Source organism: Paraburkholderia metrosideri (assembly GCF_904848625.1).
In the GTDB taxonomy this organism is placed as follows: Bacteria; Pseudomonadota; Gammaproteobacteria; order Burkholderiales; family Burkholderiaceae; genus Paraburkholderia; species Paraburkholderia metrosideri.
Genome location: NZ_CAJHCP010000006.1, coordinates 291,955 through 316,852, shown reverse-complemented (window position 1 = coordinate 316,852; position 24,898 = coordinate 291,955). Strand labels below are relative to the sequence as shown.

Annotated in this window: 23 protein-coding genes; 19 read left to right on the top strand and 4 right to left on the bottom strand. The window is 62.3% G+C overall.

Annotated features, from left to right (window positions below; all coding sequences use genetic code 11):
- The first annotated feature begins 35 nt into the window (after positions 1-35).
- The 6 genes from LMG28727_RS15120 (at position 36) to ftsB (ending at position 8,714) form a co-directional block, all read left to right on the top strand.
- Positions 36-2,690 carry a DNA internalization-related competence protein ComEC/Rec2 gene (locus LMG28727_RS15120; RefSeq protein ID WP_201643141.1) on the top strand — a complete coding sequence of 885 codons (2,655 nt, stop codon included), beginning with the start codon at positions 36-38 and terminating at the stop codon, positions 2,688-2,690.
- A gap of 257 nt (positions 2,691-2,947) precedes the next feature.
- Positions 2,948-3,751 carry an alpha/beta fold hydrolase gene (locus tag LMG28727_RS15115; RefSeq protein ID WP_201643140.1) on the top strand — a complete coding sequence of 268 codons (804 nt, stop codon included), beginning with the start codon at positions 2,948-2,950 and terminating at the stop codon, positions 3,749-3,751.
- A gap of 377 nt (positions 3,752-4,128) precedes the next feature.
- The gene (locus tag LMG28727_RS15110) at positions 4,129-5,802 is read left to right on the top strand and encodes a CTP synthase (protein ID WP_201643139.1); all 1,674 of its coding nucleotides are present in this window, start codon (positions 4,129-4,131) and stop codon (positions 5,800-5,802) included.
- Positions 5,799-6,653 carry a 3-deoxy-8-phosphooctulonate synthase gene (kdsA, locus tag LMG28727_RS15105; protein WP_201643138.1) on the top strand — a complete coding sequence of 285 codons (855 nt, stop codon included), beginning with the start codon at positions 5,799-5,801 and terminating at the stop codon, positions 6,651-6,653. The genes LMG28727_RS15110 and kdsA overlap by 4 nt, the downstream gene beginning before the upstream one ends.
- Positions 6,654-6,876: 223 nt before the next feature.
- A complete protein-coding gene (gene eno / locus LMG28727_RS15100) occupies positions 6,877-8,160 on the top strand; it encodes a phosphopyruvate hydratase (protein ID WP_201643137.1) in 1,284 nt (427 codons plus the stop codon).
- Positions 8,161-8,276: 116 nt separating this feature from the next.
- The gene (gene ftsB / locus LMG28727_RS15095) at positions 8,277-8,714 is read left to right on the top strand and encodes a cell division protein FtsB (protein WP_201643136.1); all 438 of its coding nucleotides are present in this window, start codon (positions 8,277-8,279) and stop codon (positions 8,712-8,714) included.
- A gap of 134 nt (positions 8,715-8,848) precedes the next feature.
- Here the strand turns inward: ftsB and LMG28727_RS15090 are convergent, their stop codons facing one another.
- The 3 genes from LMG28727_RS15090 to LMG28727_RS15080 all read right to left on the bottom strand — a co-directional run bounded on the left by LMG28727_RS15090 (position 8,849) and on the right by LMG28727_RS15080 (position 11,006).
- Positions 8,849-9,259, bottom strand: coding sequence for a hypothetical protein (locus LMG28727_RS15090; RefSeq protein ID WP_201643135.1), 411 nt, complete (start codon positions 9,257-9,259; stop codon positions 8,849-8,851).
- A gap of 208 nt (positions 9,260-9,467) precedes the next feature.
- On the bottom strand, positions 9,468-10,418 hold the full coding sequence (hslO, locus tag LMG28727_RS15085) for an Hsp33 family molecular chaperone HslO (RefSeq protein ID WP_201643134.1): 951 nt from the start codon (positions 10,416-10,418) through the stop codon (positions 9,468-9,470).
- A 63-nt stretch (positions 10,419-10,481) separates the two neighbouring features.
- Positions 10,482-11,006, bottom strand: coding sequence for a gamma carbonic anhydrase family protein (locus LMG28727_RS15080; protein ID WP_201643133.1), 525 nt, complete (start codon positions 11,004-11,006; stop codon positions 10,482-10,484).
- A gap of 414 nt (positions 11,007-11,420) precedes the next feature.
- Between LMG28727_RS15080 and LMG28727_RS15075 the strand changes: the two genes are divergently transcribed.
- From LMG28727_RS15075 to LMG28727_RS15030, 10 genes are all read left to right on the top strand, one after another.
- Complete coding sequence (locus tag LMG28727_RS15075; RefSeq protein ID WP_201643132.1) at positions 11,421-12,335, top strand: ferritin-like domain-containing protein; 915 nt, start codon at positions 11,421-11,423, stop codon at positions 12,333-12,335.
- A 105-nt stretch (positions 12,336-12,440) separates the two neighbouring features.
- Positions 12,441-13,325: an alpha/beta fold hydrolase gene (locus LMG28727_RS15070; RefSeq protein ID WP_201643131.1), complete on the top strand. Its 885-nt coding sequence runs from the start codon at positions 12,441-12,443 to the stop codon at positions 13,323-13,325.
- A 103-nt stretch (positions 13,326-13,428) separates the two neighbouring features.
- Positions 13,429-14,259 carry a 3',5'-nucleoside bisphosphate phosphatase gene (locus LMG28727_RS15065; RefSeq protein WP_201643130.1) on the top strand — a complete coding sequence of 277 codons (831 nt, stop codon included), beginning with the start codon at positions 13,429-13,431 and terminating at the stop codon, positions 14,257-14,259.
- Between the two features lie 191 nt (positions 14,260-14,450).
- Positions 14,451-15,086, top strand: a complete 636-nt coding sequence (locus LMG28727_RS15060) for an L-threonylcarbamoyladenylate synthase (RefSeq protein WP_201643129.1) — start codon at positions 14,451-14,453, stop codon at positions 15,084-15,086.
- Positions 15,087-15,133: 47 nt separating this feature from the next.
- On the top strand, positions 15,134-15,796 hold the full coding sequence (locus LMG28727_RS15055) for a site-2 protease family protein (RefSeq protein WP_201643128.1): 663 nt from the start codon (positions 15,134-15,136) through the stop codon (positions 15,794-15,796).
- 4 nt (positions 15,797-15,800) lie between these two features.
- Positions 15,801-17,003: a tryptophan--tRNA ligase gene (locus LMG28727_RS15050; protein WP_201643127.1), complete on the top strand. Its 1,203-nt coding sequence runs from the start codon at positions 15,801-15,803 to the stop codon at positions 17,001-17,003.
- A gap of 20 nt (positions 17,004-17,023) precedes the next feature.
- Complete coding sequence (locus tag LMG28727_RS15045) at positions 17,024-17,623, top strand: class I SAM-dependent methyltransferase (RefSeq protein ID WP_201643126.1); 600 nt, start codon at positions 17,024-17,026, stop codon at positions 17,621-17,623.
- Positions 17,624-17,666: 43 nt separating this feature from the next.
- On the top strand, positions 17,667-18,584 hold the full coding sequence (gene dapA / locus LMG28727_RS15040) for a 4-hydroxy-tetrahydrodipicolinate synthase (protein ID WP_074764364.1): 918 nt from the start codon (positions 17,667-17,669) through the stop codon (positions 18,582-18,584).
- Between the two features lie 127 nt (positions 18,585-18,711).
- Positions 18,712-19,851: an outer membrane protein assembly factor BamC gene (bamC, locus tag LMG28727_RS15035; protein ID WP_201643125.1), complete on the top strand. Its 1,140-nt coding sequence runs from the start codon at positions 18,712-18,714 to the stop codon at positions 19,849-19,851.
- Positions 19,852-19,858: 7 nt separating this feature from the next.
- The gene (locus LMG28727_RS15030; RefSeq protein WP_201643124.1) at positions 19,859-20,632 is read left to right on the top strand and encodes an MBL fold metallo-hydrolase; all 774 of its coding nucleotides are present in this window, start codon (positions 19,859-19,861) and stop codon (positions 20,630-20,632) included.
- 121 nt (positions 20,633-20,753) lie between these two features.
- On the opposite strand, the gene LMG28727_RS15025 is transcribed toward LMG28727_RS15030, so the two are convergent.
- Positions 20,754-21,452, bottom strand: coding sequence for a Bax inhibitor-1/YccA family protein (locus LMG28727_RS15025; RefSeq protein WP_201643123.1), 699 nt, complete (start codon positions 21,450-21,452; stop codon positions 20,754-20,756).
- A 301-nt stretch (positions 21,453-21,753) separates the two neighbouring features.
- Between LMG28727_RS15025 and ndk the strand changes: the two genes are divergently transcribed.
- The 3 genes from ndk (at position 21,754) to LMG28727_RS15010 (ending at position 24,821) form a co-directional block, all read left to right on the top strand.
- Positions 21,754-22,179 (top strand): nucleoside-diphosphate kinase, encoded by a 426-nt coding sequence (gene ndk, locus LMG28727_RS15020; RefSeq protein WP_074764355.1) that lies wholly within the window; start codon positions 21,754-21,756, stop codon positions 22,177-22,179.
- A gap of 161 nt (positions 22,180-22,340) precedes the next feature.
- On the top strand, positions 22,341-23,492 hold the full coding sequence (gene rlmN / locus LMG28727_RS15015) for a 23S rRNA (adenine(2503)-C(2))-methyltransferase RlmN (RefSeq protein WP_201643122.1): 1,152 nt from the start codon (positions 22,341-22,343) through the stop codon (positions 23,490-23,492).
- A 213-nt stretch (positions 23,493-23,705) separates the two neighbouring features.
- Complete coding sequence (locus LMG28727_RS15010) at positions 23,706-24,821, top strand: helix-turn-helix domain-containing protein (protein ID WP_201643121.1); 1,116 nt, start codon at positions 23,706-23,708, stop codon at positions 24,819-24,821.
- Positions 24,822-24,898 lie beyond the last annotated feature (77 nt).

The window sequence follows — 24,898 nt, the reverse complement described above, 5'->3', positions numbered from 1 at the left end:
TTTGCTGCGTCCCGCGCGATCGGGACGGAGGGCAAATGCGGGCAGGGTGGTGCGGTTTTGCGTTGGGCGTGATCGGGTTGCAGCGGCAGGCAGCATTGCCTGGGTGGGGCGGGTGGTTGACGCTAGTGGTGCTTGGGGCGGCGGCGGTTGTCGTTGCGGTGTGGGGTTTGCGTGGCGACGCTGCGGTTGGCGGTGCGTATACGACTTCTGAATCTGCATCCGGGCCGCTGGCGTCGCGTTGGCGTACGCGCAACTTCCGGCTTGGCTCGCGTCCCGGAAAGTTCGCCGGTTGGAGCGCCGTGTGGTGCGCGGCGATCTGCGCAGGTTTTGCCTACGCCGCCGTGCGCGCGGAAATGCGGCTTGCAGTGAGTTTGCCGCCGGCATGGGAGGGGCGCGATATCGATGTCGTCGGCAGTATCAAGGGCTTGCCCTCGCGCGATGAAAAAGGCGCGCGCTTCCTGTTCGAAGTCGAAAAGGCCGACGCGCCAGTCGCAGCTTTTCCCCGCGTGCTGCAACTTTCGTGGATCGCCGACGACGCCCCGGCGCCATCGCTCGAACCCGGAGACCGCTGGCGTCTGACCGTGCGCCTCAAGCGGCCTCACGGCAACGGGAATTTCGGCGTGCGCGATGCCGAAGCGACTCTGCTCGCCCGCAATGTGCGGGCGACCGGCTATGTGAGTGCGCCCGCCCATGCCAGTCGGCTGCCGGGACAGGCACGCGGCATACGCGTCACCGTGGACCGTTGGCGCGCGGCATTGCGTGCGCGGATCGATGCGGTGCTCGCGGATGCGCCGCATCGCGGGATTGTCGTGGCGCTGGCCATCGGCGCGCAGGATGAAGTCAGTGCCGCCGACTGGCTATTGATGCGACGCACGGGCACCAGCCATCTGGTGGCGATTTCGGGCTTGCATATTGGCTTCGTCGCGGGTCTTGCCGCGTGGTTCGCGGGGGCGGTCTGGCGCCGCTCCGGGTGGATCGGTCGTGACTGGCCGCTGCGCTTGCCCGCACAAATCGTCTCGGTGACGGGCGGCGCGGCGTTCGCTGCATTGCATGCGGCGCTGGCGGGTTTCAACGTGCCGGCGCAGCGCGCGTTATGGATGGCAGGGGTGGTTGCGCTGGCCTTCGTCTGTGGGCGCAATCTTGCGCGCTCGACGGTACTGGCGTGGGCACTTGGGCTCGTGTTGCTGATCGATCCGTGGGCGGTGGTGTCGGCGGGATTCTGGTTGTCGTTCTGTGCAGTAGCCGCAATTCTGTTCGCCCTATCGGGGCGGCTGAGTGTGCGGCGCGACAGCGACCGGCGTGATGACTCGAGCCCTGTCGACGCTCACGCACGTAGTCGGTTCGCCGCTTTGCGCGCGGCGCTGGGCCGCCGGATCGTTGCGTTCTGCGACCGCTTGCGCAGCGCAACGCATGTCCAGATCGCGGTGACAGTCGCGCTCGCGCCGCTCACCGTTGACTGGTTCTCGCAGATTCCGCTGGTTGGCCCGCTAGCGAACGGCTTCGCAATTCCGTGGGTGAGTCTGCTAGTCACGCCCGCGGTGCTTGCCGGCGTTGCACTGCCCGCGCCCGTCGACGCGCTGGCCCTGCACGCCGCGCACACCTTGCTCGATCTGCTGGGCGCATTTCTGCACCTCGTGTCCGGCCCTCCATGGACGCTGTGGTGGCTGCCGCAACCGGACGCCTGGACGCTTGCCGCCGCGGCGCTCGGCGTGTTCTGGCTACTGGCGCCAGACGGCTGGCCGCTTCGTTGGGCCGCGCCGCTCACCTGGTTGCCGCTTCTGATACCGACGCCGCCCGGGCCGCCTCCCGGCAGTTTCCGGCTGACTGCACTGGACGTTGGGCAAGGCACGTCGGTACTGATCGAGACCGCGCATCACACGTTGCTGTTCGATACCGGACCCGGCCCGGAATCGACCCACGCGGGCGAGCGGGTCGTCGTGCCGTTTCTGCAGGCGCACGGGGTGAGATCGCTCGATACGCTGATCGTCAGCCATGCCGATTCCGATCATTCGGGCGGCGCGCCGGCCGTCCTCGAGGCGATCCACGTCGATCAGATGGTGGCTGCGTTGGCGCCGGCCAACGCGCTGTGGTCGAACGCCACACAGCATGGCGCACAGACACTGCCATGCGCAGCGGGCCAACGCTGGCAATGGGACGGCGTCGAGTTTTCGATGTTGTGGCCGGATGCCGGCCCCTTGCGAGGCAAGCCAAACGAGCACGGCTGCGTGTTGCGTGTCAGTACGCAGCCCGCCATGGTCAGCGAGCCGGGCCGCCCCATTCAGACGACCAGGCCGCGCATTGCCGCGTTGCTGACCGCGGACATCGAGGCGCCGACCGAACGTGTACTGCTCGCGCGCGATCGCGGCGCATTGCGTGCGCAGGTGCTGGTCGTGCCGCATCACGGCAGCAAGACCTCGTCGACCGAGCCGTTCCTCGACTCTATCGAGCCGTTGATCGCTTTATTTCAGGTAGGCTATCGCAACCGGTTTCATCATCCGAATGCGGGCGTGTTCGAGCGTTATAGCGCGCGTCATATCGAACTCGCACGCAGCGACTCAGACGGCGCGGTGCGGGTCGACGTCAGTCCCGGTCACGCAGTTCAGGGGCAGGGTGGCAGTGAGGCAAATGGCGCCGTGCTGACGCTCGAACGCTACCGCGACACACAGCGCCGCTACTGGATGGATCGCTGACGCTGGGCATCGCCGGGTTTGCTGATGGCCTGCCCATTGCGATGCCCGCAGCATAAAGGTAGACACAAAGGCAGACACAAAGGCAGACATAGAGGCAGACATAGAGGCAGACATAGAGGCAGACACAACGCGCGAACGGCGGAATGCGCGCGAACAACGCGCGAACGGCGGAATGCGCGCGAACAACGCGCGAACGGCGGAATGCGCGCGAAGGCAAGAACGAAAAAAACACAAACACAGAACGGAGATAGCCGCAGTTGAAAAACGTCATTCATTTCTCACATGCGAATGGTTTCCCGGCGTCGACCTACCGGACTATTTTCGCCGAATTGTCCGACGACTACGAACTGCGCGCGATCGATCGGATCGGTCACGACACGCGTTTTCCGGTCACGCAGGACTGGCCGCATCTGGTCGAACAATTGCTCGACGACGTCGGCCGGTCATACGAGCACCCGGTATGGCTGGTCGGGCATTCGCTCGGCGGCTATCTGTCGCTGATGGCCGCGCTGAAAAAGCCGCAGTGGGTACGGGGCGTGGTGATGCTGGACTCGCCGGTCATCGCCGGTTGGCGCAGCAGCATGCTGCGCGTGTCGCAGTGGACTGGCCTCGACGAGCGCCTCTCGCCCGCCGCCGCCACGCGTACGCGCCGTACGCAGTGGGCGAGTCGCGACGAAGCGTGGCGGCATTTTCACTCGAAGCCGGCGTTTGCGAGGTGGGACGAGCGCATGCTGTCCGACTACATCGACTTCGGCATTCCGCAAACTTCACCTGACGGCTCCCGCTCGCTCGCATTCGACCGTCGCACCGAATATCAGATTTATAAAACCTTGCCGCATACGCTCGGCTCGCGACTGGCTCGCGGCGCGGCGGTGCCGGTCGGGTTCATCGCTGGCACGCGCTCGAAGGAAATCCGGCAGGCGGGCCTGGATGCGACTCGCCGCGTGACCGGCGGCCATCTGGAATGGATCGAAGGCAGCCATCTTTATCCAATGGAAAAGCCGATTGAAACCGCGCGCGCAGTGCAGCGCATGTTGCGTGAACTGGAGCAACGGGCTTGACGTGGCAGGGAATGACAGCGTGTGACGGGTAGGGCGGAAACAAAAAGCGCGGCTGACCCAGCAGGAGAAATTGCGACGCCAAGCGGCCAAGTAGAGCGACGGGCAAACGCGGCAGCACGATCGCGCTTCTATGGGCGGCCGGCGGCGCATAGGGAAAGGGTCGTGCGGCATAAACTGGCAGCCTCCACGTCACATTGACCGGAAGCGTCACTGTCGCCTGACACGCGCAACGGCAAACCGTGCCGCAAAAACAGTGCATGATCGGCCCGCGGCAAAGGCGACCGCGATGGCACACCTGCGTGCAGATGTCGCTCGGATTTTGCTGGGTTGAGACCCTGCTTTACGGTATAATCCGTTTTTCCCGCGAGCATCCAGCGATGACCAAATATGTTTTCGTCACCGGCGGCGTAGTATCTTCCCTCGGCAAGGGTATTGCCGCCGCTTCCCTCGCCGCGATCCTCGAATCGCGCGGTCTTAAAGTCACCCTCCTCAAGCTTGATCCGTACATCAACGTCGACCCCGGCACGATGAGCCCGTTTCAGCACGGCGAAGTGTTCGTCACGGAAGACGGAGCAGAGACTGACCTGGACCTTGGCCACTACGAGCGCTTCATCAGCACGAAGATGCGTAAGGCCAATAACTTCACGACTGGCCAGATTTACGAATCGGTGATCCGCAAGGAACGCCGGGGCGATTATCTCGGCAAGACGGTGCAGGTCATCCCGCACATCACGAACGAAATTCAGGCGTTTATCGAGCGCGGCGCGGCTTCGGCCACGTGCGGCGAGCCCGATGTCGCGATCGTCGAAGTGGGCGGTACGGTCGGCGATATCGAGTCGCTGCCGTTCCTTGAAGCAGCCCGTCAGATGAGTCTGCGTATGGGCCGTAACAGCGCGTGCTTCGTGCACCTCACGCTGGTGCCCTGGGTCGCCACGGCCGGCGAACTGAAGACCAAACCTACGCAACACAGCGTGCAGAAGCTGCGTGAAATCGGCATCTCGCCGCACGTGCTGCTGTGCCGCGCCGACCGTCGCATTCCGGACGACGAGCGCGCGAAGATCTCGATGTTCTCGAACGTGCCGGAAGACGCCGTGATCTCCGTGTGGGACGCGGACAGCATCTACAAGATTCCGCAGATGCTGCACGATCAGGGTCTGGACGCGATTATCTGCGAAGAGCTCAAGCTCACGCCGCAACCGGCCGACCTGTCCATGTGGTCCGGCCTCGTCGAGAAGCTCCAGCATCCGAAACACGAAGTCACCATCGGCATGGTCGGCAAATATGTCGATCTGACCGAGTCGTACAAGTCGCTGATCGAAGCGCTGCGCCATGCGTCGATGCATACCTCCACGAAGGTCAACATCGAGTACATCGATTCGGAAGAAGTAGAAACGCAAGGGGTCGAAAGCCTCAAGCATCTCGACGCGGTGCTGGTTCCGGGTGGCTTCGGCCGTCGCGGCACCGAAGGCAAGATCGCTGCGATCCGCTATGCGCGTGAAGCGAAAGTGCCGTACCTCGGCATCTGCCTCGGCATGCAACTCGCCGTGATCGAATTCGCCCGCGACGTGGTCGGCCTGAAGAACGCGAACAGCACCGAGTTCGATCAGGAAACCGAAAACCGCGTGGTCGCGCTGATCACCGAGTGGTACGACCGCGAAGGCAAGGTCGAGAAGCGTACCGAAGAATCGGATCTGGGCGGCACGATGCGCCTCGGTTCGCAACGTTGCCCGATCAAGCCCGGCACGATGGCCGAAGAGATCTACGGCAAGGACGTGAACGAGCGTCATCGTCACCGTTATGAAGTCAATAACCGCTTCGTGCCCCAGCTCGAAGCCGGTGGCCTTATCATCAGCGCCCGTACCCCGAGTGAAGATCTGCCGGAAATGATGGAATTGCCGCGCAGCATGCACCCGTGGTTCGTCGGCGTGCAGTTCCACCCGGAATTCACGTCCACACCGCGTGACGGCCATCCGCTGTTCAAGTCGTTCGTCGAAGCAGCGCTCGCGCATCATCTGTCGAGCACGGCGAACGCAGTTGGGGAGAAAGCATGAAACTGGGCGATTTCGAAATCGGGCTCGACAAGCCGTTTTTCCTGATCGCCGGCACTTGCGTCGTCGAATCTGAACAGATGACGATCGACGTGGCCGGCCGGCTCAAGGAAATCTGCGCGAAGCTGAACATTCCGTTCATCTACAAATCGTCGTACGACAAGGCTAACCGCAGCAGCGGCAAGTCGTTCCGCGGTCTGGGCATGGACGAAGGTTTGCGCATCCTGTCGGAAGTGAAGCGTCAGCTCGGCCTGCCGGTGCTGACCGACGTTCACGCCGAGCACGAAATCGAGCAGGTCGCGTCGGTGGTCGACGTCCTGCAAACGCCTGCTTTCCTGTGCCGTCAGACGGACTTCATTCACGCTTGCGCGCGTTCGGGCAAACCGGTCAACATCAAGAAGGGCCAGTTTCTCGCACCGCACGACATGAAGAACGTGATCGACAAGGCGCGTGATGCAGCGCGTGAAGCCGGTCTGTCGGAAGACCGCTTCATGGCGTGCGAGCGCGGCGTGTCGTTCGGCTATAACAACCTCGTGTCGGACATGCGTTCGCTCGCGATCATGCGCGAAACCAACGCGCCGGTCGTGTTCGACGCGACCCACTCGGTGCAGTTGCCGGGCGGGCAGGGCACGAGTTCGGGCGGTCAGCGCGAATTCGTGCCAGTGCTGGCGCGTGCCGCGGTCGCGGTCGGCGTCGCCGGCCTCTTTATGGAAACGCACCCGAATCCGGCGCAGGCTAAATCGGACGGCCCGAACGCCGTGCCGTTGAACCGCATGGCTGATCTGCTCGAGACGCTGGTAACGCTCGATCAGGCCGTCAAGCGGGCGCCGTTCCTCGAAAGCGATTTCAACTGATTCATACGTTTTCCGAGTGTCACGACGCGCCTGCATAATGGGCGCAGTCGTCGGCGCGCGGCAAAAGTAACGCAATGGTCGTCGAACGTATCGGCGCGAGTGGTGTGTTGGGGAGACCGGCGCTCTGCTTGAGACCGGATTAAGCGCTAATGCGTCAACTCCGGATCGACACGCCAGATACAGTGTCACAGTAAAGAATTCAACGTCATTTCTTGAGGAAACCATGAGTGCTATCGTAGATATCATCGGTCGAGAGATTCTCGATTCGCGAGGCAACCCCACCGTCGAATGCGACGTGCTGCTCGAGTCGGGCACGATGGGCCGCGCTGCGGTGCCGTCGGGTGCATCGACCGGCTCGCGTGAAGCCATCGAGCTGCGCGACGGCGAAGCCGGCCGTTACGGCGGCAAGGGCGTGCTGAAAGCCGTTGAGCACATCAACACTGAAATCTCCGAAGCGATCATGGGCCTCGACGCTTCCGAGCAGGCCTTCCTCGACAAGACCCTGCTGGAACTCGACGGCACCGACAACAAGTCGCGCCTCGGCGCAAACGCGATGCTGGCCGTGTCGATGGCCGTCGCGAAGGCAGCCGCTGAAGAAGCCGGTCTGCCGTTGTACCGCTACTTCGGCGGTTCGGGCGCAATGCAACTGCCGGTCCCGATGATGAACATCGTCAACGGCGGCGCGCACGCGAACAACAGCCTGGACATCCAGGAATTCATGATCGTTCCGGTCAGCCAGCCGACTTTCCGCGAAGCACTGCGCTGCGGCGCCGAAGTGTTCCACGCGCTGAAGAAGATCCTGTCGGATCGCGGCATGAGCACGGCAGTCGGCGACGAAGGCGGCTTCGCACCGAACTTCGGCAGCAACGACGAATGCCTGTCGACCATCCTGCAAGCTATCGAGAAAGCAGGCTATCGCGCCGGTGAAGACGTTCTGCTCGCACTCGACTGCGCAGCGAGCGAGTTCTACCACGACGGCAAGTACCAGTTGGCGGGTGAAGGCCTGCAACTGTCGTCGACGGAATTCGCGGACTACCTCGCGAACCTGGCCGACAAGTTCCCGATCGTGTCGATCGAAGACGGCATGCACGAAAGCGACTGGGCAGGCTGGAAGACGCTGACCGACAAGCTCGGCAAGAAGGTGCAGCTGGTCGGCGACGATCTGTTCGTCACCAACACGCGCATCCTGAAGGAAGGCATCGACAAGGGTATCGCCAACTCGATCCTGATCAAGATCAACCAGATCGGTACGCTGACGGAAACCTTCGCAGCGATTGAAATGGCGAAGCGGGCCGGTTACACGGCTGTGATCTCACATCGCTCGGGCGAAACCGAAGATTCGACGATCGCTGACATCGCGGTCGGCCTGAATGCCGGTCAGATCAAGACGGGTTCGCTGTCACGTTCGGACCGCATCTCGAAGTACAACCAGCTGCTGCGTATCGAGGAAGATCTCGGTGATATCGCGAGCTACCCGGGCAAGTCGGCGTTCTACAATCTGCGCTAAGTTGGTAAATGGCTAATTTGCTGCCGCTAACCGATGAGCCGGTTATCCCCCGTTTCTGATTGACCTCGCCGCCCTGCGTATAGCGCAGGGCGGCGCGTATTTATTGTGCTTACTTCATGCGGCTCGTCACTGCTGTCCTGATCGTTCTGCTGGCGCTGATCCAGTACCCGCTCTGGTGGGGCCATGGTGGCTGGTTGCGCGTGCACGAGTTGCAGCAGCAACTGGCGCAGCAACTGCAGAAGAACAATGATTCGAAACTGCGCAACGAGCGTATTCAGGGCGAAGTGCAGGATTTGCAGAGCGGCACCGCTGCTGTTGAAGAGCGCGCGCGCTACGAAATGGGCATGGTCAAAGATGGCGAAGTGTTCGTGCAGTTCGTCTCGCCGAATGCGCCGCTGCCGACTGCGAATACGCCTTCGGTAACGACTTCTACACGTGGTGAGGTATCGGCGGCGCCGTTGCATGTGGTGCCGAATCCGGAGTCGCGTGCGAAGCCGGATCGCAAGCATGGTGGTAAGGCGGCGAAGGACAAGAAGGCCGCGACGACGCACTGAACGCTGTGCGTTTGCTGCACCAGGTCAGCAGGAAGCGACGGATGAAAAAAAGGAGCTGTTCAGCAATGAACCGCTCCTTTTTCTTGGGGCCTGCATTTTGAGCGCGATACCTGTGTATTGCTACGCGCGTTGGCCTACCACCCCCAGTTGGGCCCAAACCCCACACCGATGCCCGACCCCCAGCCGCGTCCCCAGCCACCGCTGGAATAGCCGCCCCAGACGCTGACCGGCGGCGAGTAATAACGCGACCACGCCTGGGCGGCGTTCTCGGCGGCAATCGCCTGATCCTGTTCGAACAGCACCTGACGGTCGATCGCGTCGTAGCGTGCGAGCTCTTCAGGTGTGAGCTGTGGCGGCGCGTTCGCGGTGCCGACGGTATCGGGCTGATCGGCTGGCAAACGGCTCAGAATCGGCGACGGCCCGGGCGGATCAATCTGGCAGCCACCTAGCGCGGCGCTGGCGGCAACGACGGTCAGAAGGACGGAAAACAGGCGTACGCGGTGACGGGAAAGGGCGTGGCGGGTCGACGAAACAGGACGGCTCATGTTCGATCTCCATCAATCAGTCAGTCGGATGCCTAAGCAAAAACGCGCAGCGTCCACCGCCAGGACTCAACGAAACGATCAACAGGTAGCGCTGAAGGTAATCGCGCCGCCCGCGTCATTAAATGACGATGGGCGGCGCGATAACAACTGCCGTTATGCGACTGCAATCGGATCCTGCTCAGCGGGTCTGAGACCCACGTCACAGGTCTTAATGCCGTTGGTCGGCCGCAGGCGACACACCCTGTGAGAGTGCGTTGGCCGTGAAAAGTTGCGCTACGTCGACCGGATCGAATTCGTACCGCTGATTGCAGAATTCGCAGTGAATTTCCACGTGACCGCGTTCTTCGATCACGCCATCCACTTCCTCGCGACCCAGCATTTTCAGCATTCCGCCGACTTTCTCGCGCGAGCACGTGCATTCGAAACGTGCGGTCGCCGGCTCGAAATGCTGGACGTTTTCCTGCCAGAAAAGGCGCCGGAAAACCGTTTCCGGCTCTTCCTTCAGCAGTTCGTCTTGTGACAGCGTGCCGCCCAGCGTGCATACGCGTTCCCACGTATCCGCGTCCAGTTCGCCCGGATGCGGCACGATGCCACCGTCGCCCGGCAGCTTCTGCAGCAGCATGCCGACCGCGCGCTCGGTGTTCGCGGCGAGCCACAAACGCGTGTCGAGCTGTTCCGAGTGATGCATGTAGTGCTCGAGCACTTCGGCCATTGTGCTAAGCGGGCCATCCAGGCCCGACAGCGGCACGATACTTTGATACGGCTGTTGACCGGGTTGCTTGCCGGTCGGATCGAGTGTGATCACGCAGCGGCCGTGACCGCTTGCGTTCAGCAGTTCGACCATCGAGGCCGCATCGCCGATCGTACTGCCAGCCTCGCCGGAGAGCTTGGCAGTGGCGCGCATCGACAGATCGGAGCTGCACTGGACCACCAGCATCTTGACCGGGCCATCGCCGAAAATCTGCATGACGAGCGTGCCGTCGAACTTGAGATTCGCCGACAGCAGCGCGCATGCCGCCATCATCTCGCCCAGAATCGTCCGCACGGGCGCCGGATAATCGCGGCGCGTCAGCACTTCCTGCCACGTATTGCGCAGAGAGACGATCTCGCCGCGCACAGGCGCCGCGCTGAACATGAATTTTTGCAACTGGTCGCTCACAACTTTTCCTCGGTGGAATGGCGCGGCTCATGCCGCACCTTGCGCGCCCGGCGCGCCGGCTTGCTAGCCGATGCGTACGAGCTGCGCCTTGAAATATTCGCGGCGCTCGGCGTAGCTTGCCGCGCCGCGCTGCATATTGGCGATATCCGTCTCGGTCAGTTCGCGCACCACCTTGGCGGGCGCGCCGAGAATCAGCGAATTGTCGGGAAACACTTTGCCTTCCGTGACGATGGCGCCCGCTCCGACCAGACAGTTGCGGCCGATTACCGCTCCATTCAAGACCACGGCCTGAATTCCGATCAACGAACCTTCCTTGATGGTGCAGCCGTGCAGCATGACCTGATGGCCGACCGTCACGTTGGGCTCGATCGTCAGAGGAAAGCCTGGGTCGGTATGCAGGACGGCGTTTTCCTGCACGTTGCTGCCGACGCCGATGGTGATTGCCTCGTTGTCGCCGCGGATCGTTGCGCCAAACCAGACGCTGGCGTTTTCCTCGATCGTTACATTGCCGATGATAGTCGCCGAGTCCGCGATGAACACGCTTTCATGGATAGTCGGGGCGGCTTCGCCAAGCTTGTAAATCGTCACAATGTCTCCTCTTGCTCAGTCGCTGCATACGCTGAAGTGGGGCGGTGGCTTGCCCGCCATGTAAGGCCTGGCTGGGCTTCCCGCGGGATGTGCCGCTTTGCCAGCGCGCCTGGCGCGCCGGGTAGTCGAATCGGGTATTGTAAACGGTTGTGTGGTTGGGCCGCCTGGCGTAGTGCCGGGGCGTGCGGTGTTGCCGGGTCCGGGTTCGAATTTGCAGGCCCGCTTCGGTGCCCGCATCGGTCGAGGCTGCACGGCGTGGGCCTGCGAGCACGTCCTGCTGCACAGCCACGCCGGTCGGACCCGCCATTCTCTGACGGACCTTGCGTCGAGCCCGTTTCGCTCTCTCTGTCACACGCTGCCGCGCGCCCGATCCAGAATCGCGTCCGCGCCGCTTCTTTTATCAGCCTGCCTGCCATGATGTCAGCCGCTTCGTTTAGCTTGTCCACCGCGCCTGTCGTTAGCCCGGCCCCTGACGCCGCAAATTGCCGCCGTCAGGCCGATTGCGCGCGAACCGCCGCGCTTGCCGCCTTACGCGAGAACGATCCGGTGACGAAAGCGACGGCCACCCGTGCGCTCCACGCCGCAGTGCTGGCGGGCCAGATGACCTGTTCCGCCGGCCTCGAACTGGACGAACCGCCCGACCTGCCGGGCCGGCCGGCGCAACCCGAGTTGGTCGATCCGCGTCGCTTGAAACGGCGCAGCATGCAATCGCCACAAGGCCGTGCGGTGCTGCTGCACGCGCTTGCGCACATCGAATTCAACGCGATCAACCTCGCGCTCGACGCCGTCTGGCGTTTCGCCGCCATGCCCGCCGCGTTCTACACCGACTGGCTCAAAGTTGCCGCCGAAGAGGCCTATCACTTCTCGCTGCTGACCGCGCGGCTCGCGGAATACGGCCACGCGTACGGAGATTTTCCCGCGCACGACGGCCTCTGGGACATGTGCGAACGCACCCGCGGCGAGGTGCTCGCGCGCATGGCGCTCGTGCCCCGCACGCTCGAAGCACGCGGCCTCGACGCTTCGCCGCCGATCCGTGCCCGTCTACAACAGGCCGGCGATCACACGTCCGCGGCCATCCTCGACGTGATCCTGCGCGACGAAATCGGCCACGTGCTGATCGGCAACCACTGGTTTCGTCACTTGTGCGACCAGAGCGGCCTCGATCCGCACGAGACCTACACTCGCCTGGCCGGTCAGTATCACGCGCCGAAATTACGCGGTCCGTTCAATTTCGAAGCGCGCCGCGACGCTGGCTTCGACGAGGCCGAACTGGCCGCGCTGGCCGACCTCGATCTCGGGCAACCGCTCCCTTCAGCCAGCCCCGACTGACGTTATCAGGAACCGACTGAGACCTTCTTCCACGATCGGGCCCCTCGCATCGTCTGGCTATCTCGTTATAATCGAACGACCATTCTTTTTTCGGGGCGCGCGTTCATGAACACTTCGCAGTCTGAATTCATTGCCGTGCGCGGCATCCGTCTGCATGTGCGGCGCTGGGGCAATCCGGAGGCGCCTGCGCTGTTCATGCTGCACGGCTGGATGGATGTCGCAGCGTCGTTCCAGTTCGTCGTCGATTCGCTCGGCGGCGACTGGCAGATCATCGCGCCGGACATGCGCGGTTTTGGTCTTTCGGACTGGCCAGTGGCCGAGCGGGGCAGCGGCAGTTACTGGATGCAGGACTATCTGGCCGATCTCGACGTGCTGCTCGACCACTACGCGCCGCACGGCGAGGCGAACCTGATCGGCCACAGCATGGGCGCGAACATCGTGTGCCTGTATGCGGGCGTGCGCCCGGAACGGGTGCGCCGTGTCGTCGATCTCGAAGGTTTCGGTCTGGCGCCGGCCCACGCGGCACAAGCACCTAAACGCCTGCTGACGTGGCTCGACGAATTGCGCGATCCGCCTCAGCTCAAGCGTTACGCGTCGCTCGATGAAGTCGCCGCGCGTCTGATCAGAACCAACCCGCGCCTGGCTCCGCAGCGTGCGCAGTTTCTCGCGCAGCACTGGTCCAAGCCCGACGGCGAAGGGCGCTACATGTTGCTGGCCGACCCGGCGCACAAGGTGCGCGGCCCGACGCTGTATCGGCTCGACGAGGTGATGGCCGTGTGGCGCAAGGTGAGCGCGAAAGTGCTGCATGTCGAGGCTGCCAGTTCGCCGACGCTTGCGGCCATTGCCGGCGATATTCCCTTGGCCGAATTCAAGGCACGTTTCGAGGCTTTTCCGAACTGGCGCGAGAAGATCATCGACGGGGCGGGGCATATGGTGCATCACGACCAGCCTGAGCAGATCGCGGCGCTGATTGAAGGGTTTTGCGCCTGAGCCTCGCAGATTGTGGGAATCGCGCGAGCGGTTGAATCGAGATAGCTCTGTGGCCGCTTACTGCGTTGCAGTAAAATGAATACAGAACCTTTCCACGACCACGATGAACGCCGACCTACACTGTCATTCCACCATTTCCGACGGCCAGTTTTCGCCTGCCGACGTCGCACGCCGCGCGCAGGCGGGCGGCGTGACGCTCTGGGCGCTGACCGATCACGACGAAGTGGGGGGGCAGCTCGAAGCGCGCCGCACGGCCGAGGAACTCGGCATGGCCTACCTGAGCGGGGTCGAAATTTCAGTGACGTGGGCGTCGCGCACGGTGCATATCGTCGGTCTGGGGATCGATCCGGCCAACCCGGCCCTGATCGACGGGCTGGCCCGCACGCGCGACGGCCGCGCGGCGCGCGCCGAAGCGATCGGCGAGCAACTGGCCACGCTCGGTATCCCCAATGCATATGAAGGTGCGCTCAAATACGTGTCGAATCCCGACATGATTTCGCGTACGCATTTCGCGCGCTTCATGGTCGAAAGCGGCCACTGCAGCTCCACGCAAGATGTGTTCAATCGCTATCTCGGCGACGGCAAGCCGGGCTTTATCGCGCATCGCTGGGCCAAACTGGCCGACGCGGTCGGCTGGATCCAGCAAGCGGGTGGCGAAGCAATCGTCGCGCACCCGGGCCGTTACGCGTACTCACCAGTCGAATTCGACGCGTTTTTCGCCGAATTCATCGACCTGGGCGGGAAAGCGATCGAGGTCGTCACCGGCAGCCATACGCCGGACCAATACCGCGAATATGCGGATGTCGCACGCCGATTCGGATTCGAGGCATCACGCGGGTCCGACTTCCATGCGCCTGGCGAAGGCCGCATCGAACTTGGCACGCTGCCGCCGCTGCCGTCCGATCTCAAGCCCGTCTGGGAACGCTGGCTGTGATCGTGCGCCGTGCCATGGCGGCACGTAGTGCGCGAGAACCGTCCGGGCACGCCGCGTGCGGTTTTCGTCCCGCTTCACATCTGACTTTTCGTTGCATTTTGATCGGAGTTTTCGTCCGGTCTGCCGTTCGTTGCTCGTTGCAACCCGTCCGCGGCTCCGCCGTCGTTCGTCTGTAGCCATCGTTAGACATCATGTCCCAATACTTTCGGCTTCACCCTGATAACCCGCAGCCGCGCCTCGTCAAGCAGGCCGTGCAGATCATCAAGGAAGGCGGCGTGGTCGCGCTGCCCACCGATTCGAGCTATGCGCTCGCCTGCCAGCTCGACGATAAGGACGCAGTGGAGCGTTTGCGGCGCATTCGCGGACTCGACGAGAAGCAACTGCTGTCGTTGCTGGTGCGCGATCTGTCGGAACTGTCGAACTTCGCGATGGTGGACAACCGGCAGTACCGGCTGATCAAGTCGGTCACGCCGGGTCCTTACGTGTTCGTGCTGCAAGCCACCAAGGAAGTGCCGCGGCGCCTGTCGCATCCGTCGCGCAAGACCATCGGCCTGCGGGTGCCCGATCACGCGATCACGCTGGCGATTCTCGAGGAACTGGGCCAGCCGTTGCTCGGCTCCACGCTGATCATGCCGGGCGAAACCCAGCCGCTGAACGATCCCGAAGAGATTCGCGACCGGCTGGAGAAGCAACTGGATCTGGTGATCGACGGCGGCGCGTGTGTGTGCGAGCCGTCCACCGTGATCGATCTGACCGGCGCAGAGCCGGTGCTGGTGCGGGCAGGGCGAGGTTCTCTCGCGCCCTTTGGTCTCGAAGAGACGGCATGAGCGGAAGCGGACAGACGCCCGCAACCGCGTTGTTACAATAGTGAGCTATGGATTCTTCCCTGATACAAACCATTGCGGTGTACGCGCTGCCAGTGATTTTCGCGATCACGTTGCACGAAGCCGCCCATGGCTACGTCGCCCGCTGGCTGGGCGATAACACCGCTTACGTGCTCGGCCGCGTATCGATCAATCCGATGCGGCACATCGACCCGCTCGGCACGATCGCGATTCCGCTGCTGCTGTATTTCGCGACCAGCGGCGCATTCATGTTCGGGTACGCGAAGCCGGTGCCGGTCGCGTTCGGCAATCTTCGCAATCCGCGCTGGGGCAGCTTGTGGGTCGCGGCGGCAGGTCCCGCGTGCAACTTCATCCAGGCGCTGATCTGGGGCGTGGTTGGCGTGGCGCTCGCGGTGCTGGGCGTCGAGGAGCCGTTCTTTACGCGCATGGCCGGCGCGGGCGTGGGCGTGAACCTCGTGCTCGGCGTGCTGAATCTGTTCCCGTTACCACCGCTCGACGGCGGCCGTGTGCTGATGGCGCTGTTGCCGCCGAAGCAGTCGATCGCATTGTCGCGCCTCGAGCCTTACGGTTTTTTCATCGTGATGGCGCTGGTCATGACGGGCACGCTGACACGCTACTGGCTGAATCCGCTCGTGACGCTCGGCTATGGTGCGATTACTGCGGTGCTGACTCCCCTTGTCTCGCTTTTCTAAAACCATGTTCCCAGATCGTATCGTTTCCGGCATGCGGCCTACCGGCTCGCTGCACCTCGGCCACTATCACGGCGTGCTGAAGAACTGGGTGCGTTTGCAGTCGGAATATCCGTGCTTTTTCTGCGTGGTCGACTGGCATGCGCTGACGACGCACTACGAAACGCCCGAGTTGATCGAAAAGAATGTGTGGGACGTGCTGGTCGACTGGCTCGCGTCGGGTATCGATCCGGCGCAGGCTACGCTGTTCATTCAGAGCAAGGTGCCGGAGCATGCGGAACTGGCGTTGCTGCTCGGTATGAGTACGCCGCTCGGCTGGCTCGAACGCGTGCCGACCTACAAGGAACAGCAGGAGAAGCTGAAGGACAGGGATCTTTCCACTTACGGCTTTCTCGGCTATCCGGTGCTGATGGCGGCGGACATTCTGCTGTATCGCGGCTCGCTCGTGCCGGTCGGCGAAGACCAGGTGCCGCACGTCGAAATGACGCGTGAAATCGCGCGCCGGTTCAACTATCTGTACGGTCGCGAACCCGGTTTCGAACAGAAAGCGAACGACGCCGCGAAGAAGCTCGGCGGCAAGCGCTCGAAGCTTTATCACGAGTTGCGCAACGCGTATCAGCAGGAAGGCGACGACGAAGCGCTCGAACAGGCACGTGCGATGTTGCAGGAATCGCAGAGCCTGTCGATGAACGACCGTGAGCGTCTGTTTGGCTACCTCGAAGGCTCGCGCAAGATCATTCTGGTCGAGCCACAGGCGATGCTGACCGAGGCGTCGCGCATGCCCGGCCTCGACGGGCAGAAAATGTCGAAGTCGTACGGCAACACCATCGGCCTGCGCGAAGACGCGGAAACCATCACGAAGAAAGTGCGCACCATGCCGACCGATCCGGCCCGCGTGCGCCGCACCGATCCGGGCGATCCGGACAAGTGCCCGGTGTGGCAGCTGCACCAGGTCTATACGAACGACGCGACGCATGAATGGGTGCAGAAGGGTTGCCGCACGGCAGGCATTGGTTGCCTCGACTGCAAGCAGCCGGTGATCGAAGGCATTCTGCGCGAACAGCAGCCGATGCTCGAGCGCGCGCAGAAATACATGGACGATCCGTCGCTACTGCGCGCGATCGTCGCCGACGGCTGCGACAAGGCCCGCCGATTCGCGATGGAAACGATGCGCGATGTCCGCGAGGCCATGGGCCTGTCGTACAACTGACGCGGCGTGCTCTGTCTGTGATGAATACGCCCGCAACCGCGATGCATGGATTGAGCGCGCCGTCGCCGTGGGTGCGCCAATGGGCGCATCTGGTCGCGGCGGGTGGCGCGGTGCTGGACGTGGCGTCGGGGGCGGGGCGGCATGCACGGTTTTTTGCGTCGCGCGGGCATCCGGTGACTGCGATCGACCGCGACGCGGCCGCGCTCGACACGCTGCGTGACGAGCCGCTCGTTACCACGCTTGCCGCGGATCTCGAAAGCGCCGCGTGGCCGTTGGCCGACGACGTCCGGTTCGCCGCGATCGTGGTGACGAATTACCTGCATCGACCGCTGTTCGCGCCGCTTTTGCGCTCGCTCGCGCCCGGCGGCGTACTGGTTTACGAGACCTTCGCGCAAGGAAACGAAAGGGTCGGCAAACCTTCTAATCCGTCGTTCTTGCTTGCTCCTGGCGAGCTTCTGGAGCGGGTGCGCGGCCAGCTTCGGGTCGTCGCGTTTCAGGACGGTTTTCTCGCGCAGCCGCGCCCGGCCTACATCCAGCGGATCTGCGCAATCCGGCAGGCGGAGCACTCAGACGACCCTGCGCACGCACTCCCTTCGCCTTGTTACGAGTTGGCTGGCTAATCCGCTACAATCGCGGTTTACCTGATCAAATTCATGGCGTTTCATGACTAACGGCAATCAAAGCAGCACCACTGACGGCGTTCAGATTCGCGGCAGCATTCCTGCCATCATCACCCCGATGCTCGAAGACGGCAGTCTCGATCTGCCGGCGTTCCGCAAGCTGATCGACTGGCATATCGACGAAGGCACGAATGCACTCGTCGTCGTCGGCACGAGCGGCGAGTCCGCCACGTTGTCGGTTGAAGAGCACGTGCTGATGGTCAAGACCGCAGTCGAGCATACGGCGGGCCGGATTCCGGTGATCGCGGGCTCGGGCGGCAATTCCACCACCGAAGCCATCGAACTCACGCAGCAGGCGAAAGACGTCGGTGCGGACGCCACGCTGCAGGTCGTGCCTTACTACAACAAACCGACCCAGGAAGGCATCTATCGCCACTTCGCGAAGATCGCCGAAACGGTCGACTTGCCGGTCATTCTGTATAACGTGCCGGGCCGTACCGTTGCCGATATGAGCAACGAAACCATTCTGCGTTGCGCGCAGGTGCCGGGCATCGTCGGCGTGAAGGAAGCGACGGGCAACATCGACCGTGCTGCGCATCTGATCAAGTCCGCACCCGCGCATTTCGGCATCTACAGCGGCGACGATCCCACCGCGATCGCGCTGATGCTGCTCGGCGGCCACGGCAATATTTCGGTCACTGCGAACGTCGCACCGCGCGCCATGAGCGATCTGTGCAAGGCCGCCCTTGCTGCAGACGCAAAGACCGCGCGTGAGATTCATCTGAAACTCCTGTCGCTGCATAAGAACCTGTTCATCGAATCGAACCCGATTCCGGCGAAATGGGCGTTGCAGCAACTGGGTCGTGTGCAGGGCGGAATCCGCCTGCCGCTCACGCCGCTCGACGCGAAATACCACGAAGTGGTGCGCGGCGCGCTGCGCGAAGCGGGTCTGCTGGGTTAAGCGGATTCACCGCGTACGCGCCAGCACTACGAAAGCCTGCCACCGGCATTCCCTTAACCGACGTCGATCCAGCCACGTTCCCTGCACACAGAACCAGGCACCGCGTTCCAGCATCACGAAGGACCTCATGAAACGTTCCGCACTTTCCCTCCACGCAACCCGCATGGCGGCGCTGGCGCTTGCCCTGACGACGCTCGCCGGCTGTGACACGCTGAACGACTGGTTTGCGTCGGATCGCGTCAATTACAAGGGCGCGGGCAGTGCTCCGCCGCTCGCTGTTCCGAGTGACCTGAGCACGAGCCCGAACGATCAGCGCTACGTTGCGCCGCCGGCCAATCTGGCCTTGGGCGGTGCGCCGACGCGCGCGGTCACCGCAGCCGGCAACGCCACCGAAGGTCAGCCGAATGCGCAGGATCCGCTTGGCATGCACGTCGAACGTGACGGCGATCGCCGCTGGCTGGTGGTCGACGGCCGCTCGCCGGAGCAACTATGGCCGCAACTGCAGGAGTTCTGGCAGGAAAACGGTTTTGCGTTGAAGACCGATGCGCCGGCTACCGGCATCATGACGACCGACTGGGCTGAAAACCGCGCGAACATTCCGGACGACTGGTTCCGTCGCACGGTCGGCAAGGTGATCGATTTCGCGTACTCGTCGGGCACGCGCGACAGCTTCCGCACGCTGGTGTCGCGCGGACCGGCCGACACAACGGACATTTCCATTACGCACAGCGCAATGGAAGAAATGCTGACGGGTCAGGACAAGACGTCGTCGAAGTGGGAAGAGCGTCCGCGCGACCCGGCGCTCGAAGCGCTGTTCCTTGCCAAGCTGATGGAAAAATTCGGCCTGACCGAAGCGCAATCGAAGCAACTGCTGACGGACGCTAAACCGGCTACCGCATCGGCCACGATCGACCAGAGCGCAGGTACGTCGACGCTCGATCTGCAGGAATCTTTCGACCGCGCCTGGCTGCGAGTGGGCCTGGCGCTTGACCGCACCAACTTCACGGTGGATAACCGCGATCGCGCGAAGGGCATCTACTACGTGCGTTACGCCGATTCGATGCAGGAGTTGAAGCGGGATGGCCTGTTCGGCAAGCTGTTCTACAGCGGCAATTCGGCGAAGAAGCCGGGTCAGGAATTCCTCGTCAACGTGCGCTCCAAGGGCGACGCTGTGACGCAGGTGGCGGTGCTCGACGCGAATGGTCAGGTCGACAATTCGTCCGACGCGCAGCGCATCGTGTCGCTGTTGCACGCTCAACTGAACTAAGCGAGCCGTGCGGTTCGCCAGTCTCGGTAGCGGCAGTGAAGGTAATGCTTTGCTGGTGGAAGCGCAAAGCGGCGCGACCACCACGCGCGTTCTGCTCGATTGCGGTTTTTCGGGCAGGGAAGTCGAGCGGCGCCTGGCGCGGCTCGGCGCGAGCGTCGAAGGTCTCGACGCTATTCTGATCACGCATGAACATAGCGACCATATTGGCAGCGCGTTGACGCTGGCGCGCAAGTGGTCGATTCCGCTGTACATGAGTTGGGGCACCGCCCGTGCGGTGGGCGCCGATGAAGCCGATGTCGACCTGCAAGTGCTGTGGGGTGACGAAGCGGTGGCGATCGGCGACCTCAGCATCCTTCCTTACACCGTTCCTCACGACGCCCGCGAACCGTTGCAATACGTGTTCTCGAATGGCGCGAGCCGGCTTGGCGTGCTGACTGATGTCGGCACGTCGACGCCGCATATCAGCACGGTGCTGAGCGGTTGCGACGCGCTGGTACTCGAATGCAATCACGATGCGCGAATGCTAGCGGGGAGCCGCTATCCGCAATCGTTGAAGGCGCGTATTGGCGGCAATCACGGGCATCTGAACAACGAGGCGGCTGCGGAGATTCTGGCTTCGCTCGATCGTTCGCGACTGCAGCATCTGGTTGCGGCGCATTTGAGTCAGCAGAACAATCTGCCGGAACTGGCTCAAGCCGCAATGGCTGGCGTGCTGGGGGCTGCGAGCACCGAAGTGGTGATCGCGTCACAGGATGAGGGTTTTGCGTGGCTGAGCGTGTGAAGTCCGATTGATCTCCGTTCACTTTCCGCAGGAATGAACGTCGATAAAAAAAGCCCATCACGATGATTTGTGATGGGCTTTTTTCTACGGCTGGCGCATTGAGCGCCGGGCCTGAAGGATCTTAGTTGCGGTTGCCGCCGAAAATACCGAGCAGCGCGAGCAGGTTGACGAACACGTTATACAGATCCAGATAAATCGCTAGCGTTGCGGTGATGTAATTCGTCTCGCCGCCATTCACGACGCGCTGGACGTCGAACAGAATGTAGACCGAGAAAATCACGATCGCCATGACCGAGACCGTGAGCATCAGCGCCGGCAGTTGCAGGAAGATGTTCGCAACCGAAGCCAGGATCAGCACGATCACACCCATGAACAGCCACTTGGCGAGACCTGAAAAGTCACGCTTACTGACCGTTGCGATCGTTGCCATCGACGCGAAGATCACACCAGTGCCACCAAAGGCAAGCATGATCAGCGACGGGCCGTTCGAAAAACCGAGCACGAAGCTCAGGATGCGCGACAGCATCAGGCCCATGAAGAACGTGAAGCCAAGCAGCACGAAGACGCCAGCGGAACTGTCTTTGGTCTTCTGGATCGCGAACATGAAGCCGAAAGCGATCGCGAAGAACGCCAGCATGCTCATTGCGGGGCTGGTGGCAGCGAACAGCGAGAAGCCTGTGGCAAGGCCGACCCACGCGCCGAGTACCGTCGGAATCATGGACAGCGCTAGCAGCCAGTAGGTGTTCCGTAGCACACGGTTGCGCGTTTCGGCCGTGCTGACCGCGCCATTGCGGCCAAAGCTATACGGATGATCGTTCATGGTTTCTCCTTACCTCAGGAAGCGTGGTGTGTGACAGTGGTACTGCGAGTTGTACAGCATTTTTAGTGTGGCGCCAGCCGGGACTATCGCCGCAAAGGCGGGGGTCTTCACCCTAAGATTAGTGCCGAAGCGGGGAGTTTCAATGCCCTGAAAATGCCCACACGGCCTACGCTACCAGTATTTTGAGACTTGTGCTGACTGCCTTTCAATTCTGTAAGGGTTCAATCGCAATCATACACGGGAACATGCTACAATAGCGGATTCATTTGAATCTGTAACCTCTTAATTTTTTGGAGTTTTTATGGCGATCGAACGCACCCTGTCGATTATCAAGCCGGACGCAGTGGCCAAGAATGTGATCGGCCAGATCTACAGCCGTTTCGAAAACGCTGGTCTGAAGATCGTGGCATCGCGCATGGTTCAACTGTCGCGCGCTGACGCTGAGAAGTTCTACGCTGTGCACGCTGCACGTCCGTTCTTCAAGGATTTGGTCGAATTCATGATCTCGGGCCCGGTTGTCATTCAGGCGCTGGAAGGCGAAAACGCAATCCTGAAGCACCGTGACCTGATGGGCGCAACGGACCCGAAGAAGGCAGAAAAGGGCACGATCCGCGCTGACTTCGCTGACAGCATCGACGCAAACGCGGTTCACGGCTCGGACGCAGCAGAAACGGCAGCAGTCGAAATCGCGTTCTTCTTCCCGGAAGTGAACGTCTACTCGCGTTAAGCCGCTTTTTGTCCTGGCGATCCGCGCAGCCGAATCGTTTTATCGCACGAATCGCCCGGCAAAGTAGTAAGGTAAAAGCAGCAGGAATGGGCGCGAACGGCATTGCGTTCATGCAGCTTGTTGCATGAACGTAGTCTCGCACTGAAATGGCAGGATTCGATATGACGAGCAGTCCCACCGTCAACCTTCTCGACCTCGACGCACAAGGGCTTGTCGCCTATTGCGACAGCCTGGGCGAGAAGCCGTTTCGCGCCAAGCAATTGCAGCGCTGGATCCACCAGTACAACGCTGCCGACTTCGACGGCATGACCGATCTCGCGAAGTCCTTGCGCGAAAAGCTCAAAGGGCGCGCCACGATCTCGATGCCGGGAATCGTCAGCGACAATATTTCTTCCGACGGCACACGCAAGTGGCTGGTCGACGTCGGCAATAGCAACGCGGTTGAAACCGTTTACATCCCTGAAGAAACGCGCGGCACGTTGTGCGTGTCGTCGCAGGCCGGGTGTGCGGTCAATTGCCGTTTTTGTTCAACCGGCAAGCAGGGATTCTCCCGCAATCTCACCACCGCCGAAATCATCGGTCAGTTGCGCATGGCCGAGTTTGCGCTGCGCGCGTCGCGTGGCCTGGCGGGCGGCCGCGCCAATGGCGGTGACGGCAAGGGTGATCGCGTGGTCACGAATGTCGTGATGATGGGCATGGGCGAGCCGCTGCTCAATTACGACGCCGTGGTGCCGGCCATGCGCCTGATGCTCGACGACAATGCGTATGGCCTGTCGCGCCGTCGCGTCACACTATCCACGTCGGGCGTCGTGCCGATGATGGACCGTCTCGGTGCGGATTTGCCGGTGGCGCTCGCGGTTTCTCTCCATGCGCCGACTGATCCGCTGCGCGACATGCTGGTGCCGCTGAACAAGAAGTATCCGTTGCGCGAATTGATGGCGGCTTGCCAGCGCTATCTGAAAGTCGCGCCACGCGATTTCATTACGTTTGAATATTGCATGCTCGACGGCGTGAATGACAGCGAAGCGCAAGCGCGCGAACTGCTGGCCGTGACGCGCGACGTGCCGTGCAAATTCAATCTGATCCCGTTTAATCCGTTCCCCGAATCGGGCCTTCTTCGCTCGAAGAATGAGCAGATCAAGCGGTTTGCACAAGTGCTGATGGATGCAGGCGTCGTCACCACAGTGCGTAAAACACGCGGCGATGATATCGACGCTGCCTGCGGTCAGTTGGCCGGTGCGGTGCAGGACCGCACGCGCCTTGCTGAGCGCACCGGGAAGGCAGCCAGGGTGATCGAGGTTCGCGCCGTGTAATCGGGCGGTTGAAAGGGCGTCGGTGGTCGTGAGAGCTTCACGGGTGCGCGAAAGTCCTTCATCCGGCGTCGATTGAAAAGAAAGTTTGCAGAAGCGATCGGAAGCGGCACACAAGGCCGCACATTTTGTTATAAACGGTCTGCGATTCAGGCGCGAGGCTCAAGCCCGTCCGGGTTGCACAAGTAAAGAAGAATCGACGCGAAAGGATTTGGGATGAGTGAGCCGCAGCACCCGCAGCCGCAGGACACAGACGCACACGAAGGCCATCCGGCGCAGGTCGCGCGGGCGGTGGTTCAGCCTGTTGTGCAGCCGGGTATGGATTCGTTGGCGGCAGTGGGTGCGCGCTTGACTCAGTTGCGTGAATCGAAAGGCTGGACGATCGAAGACGTATCGGCGCGTTTGAAGGTGTCAGTGGTCAAGCTGCGCGCGCTCGAATCGGGCGATATCAGCCATCTGCCGGACACGACGTTCGCCCTTGGCGTGGTGCGCAGCTATGCGAAGATGCTCGGCGCAGATCCTGCGCCGTTCACTCAGGTGCTGCGTCGCGAGAAAGGCGTGCCTGCGCCGGATCTGTCGATGCCAGCGTCGTCAGGCAAGGATTTGCCACGCGGCAAGGTATCGTTGTCGCTCGGTGGTAGTGGTCAGAAGAGCCGTTCGTGGTTGTGGGGCGTGGCGGCAGTTATCGTCGCGGTGATCGCACTTGCCATGTGGCACACCAATGGCGGCGATTCGTCGGCGTGGCTTGCGCGTTTGAAGGCGAGTGCGAACGGTGCGTCGGGTAGTACGAACGGTGCGTCGGGCGCGGTGGTTCAGGGGCAGGCGGCAGGCTCCGACGCAGCGGTGGTGTCCGAGGAAGGCGCATCGACGCCGGACACGCAGGCGGCGACCAACCCGGCGTCGGCTGTACCGATGCCGGCACCGCTGGGTACCGATGCTGCACCTTCGTCGGCGCCTGTGGTGACGACAATGGCGGCGGCTCCCAAAGCAGGTTCGCAGGCGAAGGCCGTAGCAGCAGCGCCAGGCGCGAGCGCGCCGGCGGCTGTCGTGGCGGGTGCCTCATCGGTTGCAGCGGCTGACGCGGGTGAGGCGATTGTCGCGCTGCGCGTTACGCAAGACAGCTGGTTTAGCGTGCGGGACAAAGATGGCAAGGAAGTATTCTCCGGCCTCGTCCACGCAGGCGATACCAAGGAAGTGACCGGTACGGCACCTTTCAAGGTCACGCTCGGCAATAAGGCTGGTCTCGAGTCATTGACGCTCGACGGTCAGCCGGTGGCTGCGTCGAAATATTCGGCAGCCAAGGGTAACGTGGCGCGTTTCGCGTTGCCTTGACAGATATGGTATGCGCCGCGGCCAGTCCGGCCGCGGCGCTTTTTCAATTCAGGCGCGACGTCTTTTGTGTGGCGCAT

Bases quoted from the DNA above. Each gene is read 5' to 3' on its own strand.
- ndk (WP_074764355.1), top strand. From the start codon at position 21,754: ATGGCGATCGAACGCACCCTGTCGATTATCAAGCCGGACGCAGTGGCC.
- LMG28727_RS15120 (WP_201643141.1), top strand. From the start codon at position 36: ATGCGGGCAGGGTGGTGCGGTTTTGCGTTGGGCGTGATCGGGTTGCAG.
- LMG28727_RS15090 (WP_201643135.1), bottom strand. From the start codon at position 9,259: ATGAGCCGTCCTGTTTCGTCGACCCGCCACGCCCTTTCCCGTCACCGC.
- LMG28727_RS15055 (WP_201643128.1), top strand. From the start codon at position 15,134: ATGGATTCTTCCCTGATACAAACCATTGCGGTGTACGCGCTGCCAGTG.
- eno (WP_201643137.1), top strand. From the start codon at position 6,877: ATGAGTGCTATCGTAGATATCATCGGTCGAGAGATTCTCGATTCGCGA.
- ftsB (WP_201643136.1), top strand. From the start codon at position 8,277: ATGCGGCTCGTCACTGCTGTCCTGATCGTTCTGCTGGCGCTGATCCAG.
- LMG28727_RS15050 (WP_201643127.1), top strand. From the start codon at position 15,801: ATGTTCCCAGATCGTATCGTTTCCGGCATGCGGCCTACCGGCTCGCTG.
- LMG28727_RS15110 (WP_201643139.1), top strand. From the start codon at position 4,129: ATGACCAAATATGTTTTCGTCACCGGCGGCGTAGTATCTTCCCTCGGC.
- rlmN (WP_201643122.1), top strand. From the start codon at position 22,341: ATGACGAGCAGTCCCACCGTCAACCTTCTCGACCTCGACGCACAAGGG.
- dapA (WP_074764364.1), top strand. From the start codon at position 17,667: ATGACTAACGGCAATCAAAGCAGCACCACTGACGGCGTTCAGATTCGC.
- kdsA (WP_201643138.1), top strand. From the start codon at position 5,799: ATGAAACTGGGCGATTTCGAAATCGGGCTCGACAAGCCGTTTTTCCTG.
- LMG28727_RS15060 (WP_201643129.1), top strand. From the start codon at position 14,451: ATGTCCCAATACTTTCGGCTTCACCCTGATAACCCGCAGCCGCGCCTC.
- LMG28727_RS15075 (WP_201643132.1), top strand. From the start codon at position 11,421: ATGATGTCAGCCGCTTCGTTTAGCTTGTCCACCGCGCCTGTCGTTAGC.
- bamC (WP_201643125.1), top strand. From the start codon at position 18,712: ATGAAACGTTCCGCACTTTCCCTCCACGCAACCCGCATGGCGGCGCTG.
- LMG28727_RS15065 (WP_201643130.1), top strand. From the start codon at position 13,429: ATGAACGCCGACCTACACTGTCATTCCACCATTTCCGACGGCCAGTTT.
- LMG28727_RS15025 (WP_201643123.1), bottom strand. From the start codon at position 21,452: ATGAACGATCATCCGTATAGCTTTGGCCGCAATGGCGCGGTCAGCACG.
- LMG28727_RS15010 (WP_201643121.1), top strand. From the start codon at position 23,706: ATGAGTGAGCCGCAGCACCCGCAGCCGCAGGACACAGACGCACACGAA.
- LMG28727_RS15070 (WP_201643131.1), top strand. From the start codon at position 12,441: ATGAACACTTCGCAGTCTGAATTCATTGCCGTGCGCGGCATCCGTCTG.
- LMG28727_RS15045 (WP_201643126.1), top strand. From the start codon at position 17,024: ATGAATACGCCCGCAACCGCGATGCATGGATTGAGCGCGCCGTCGCCG.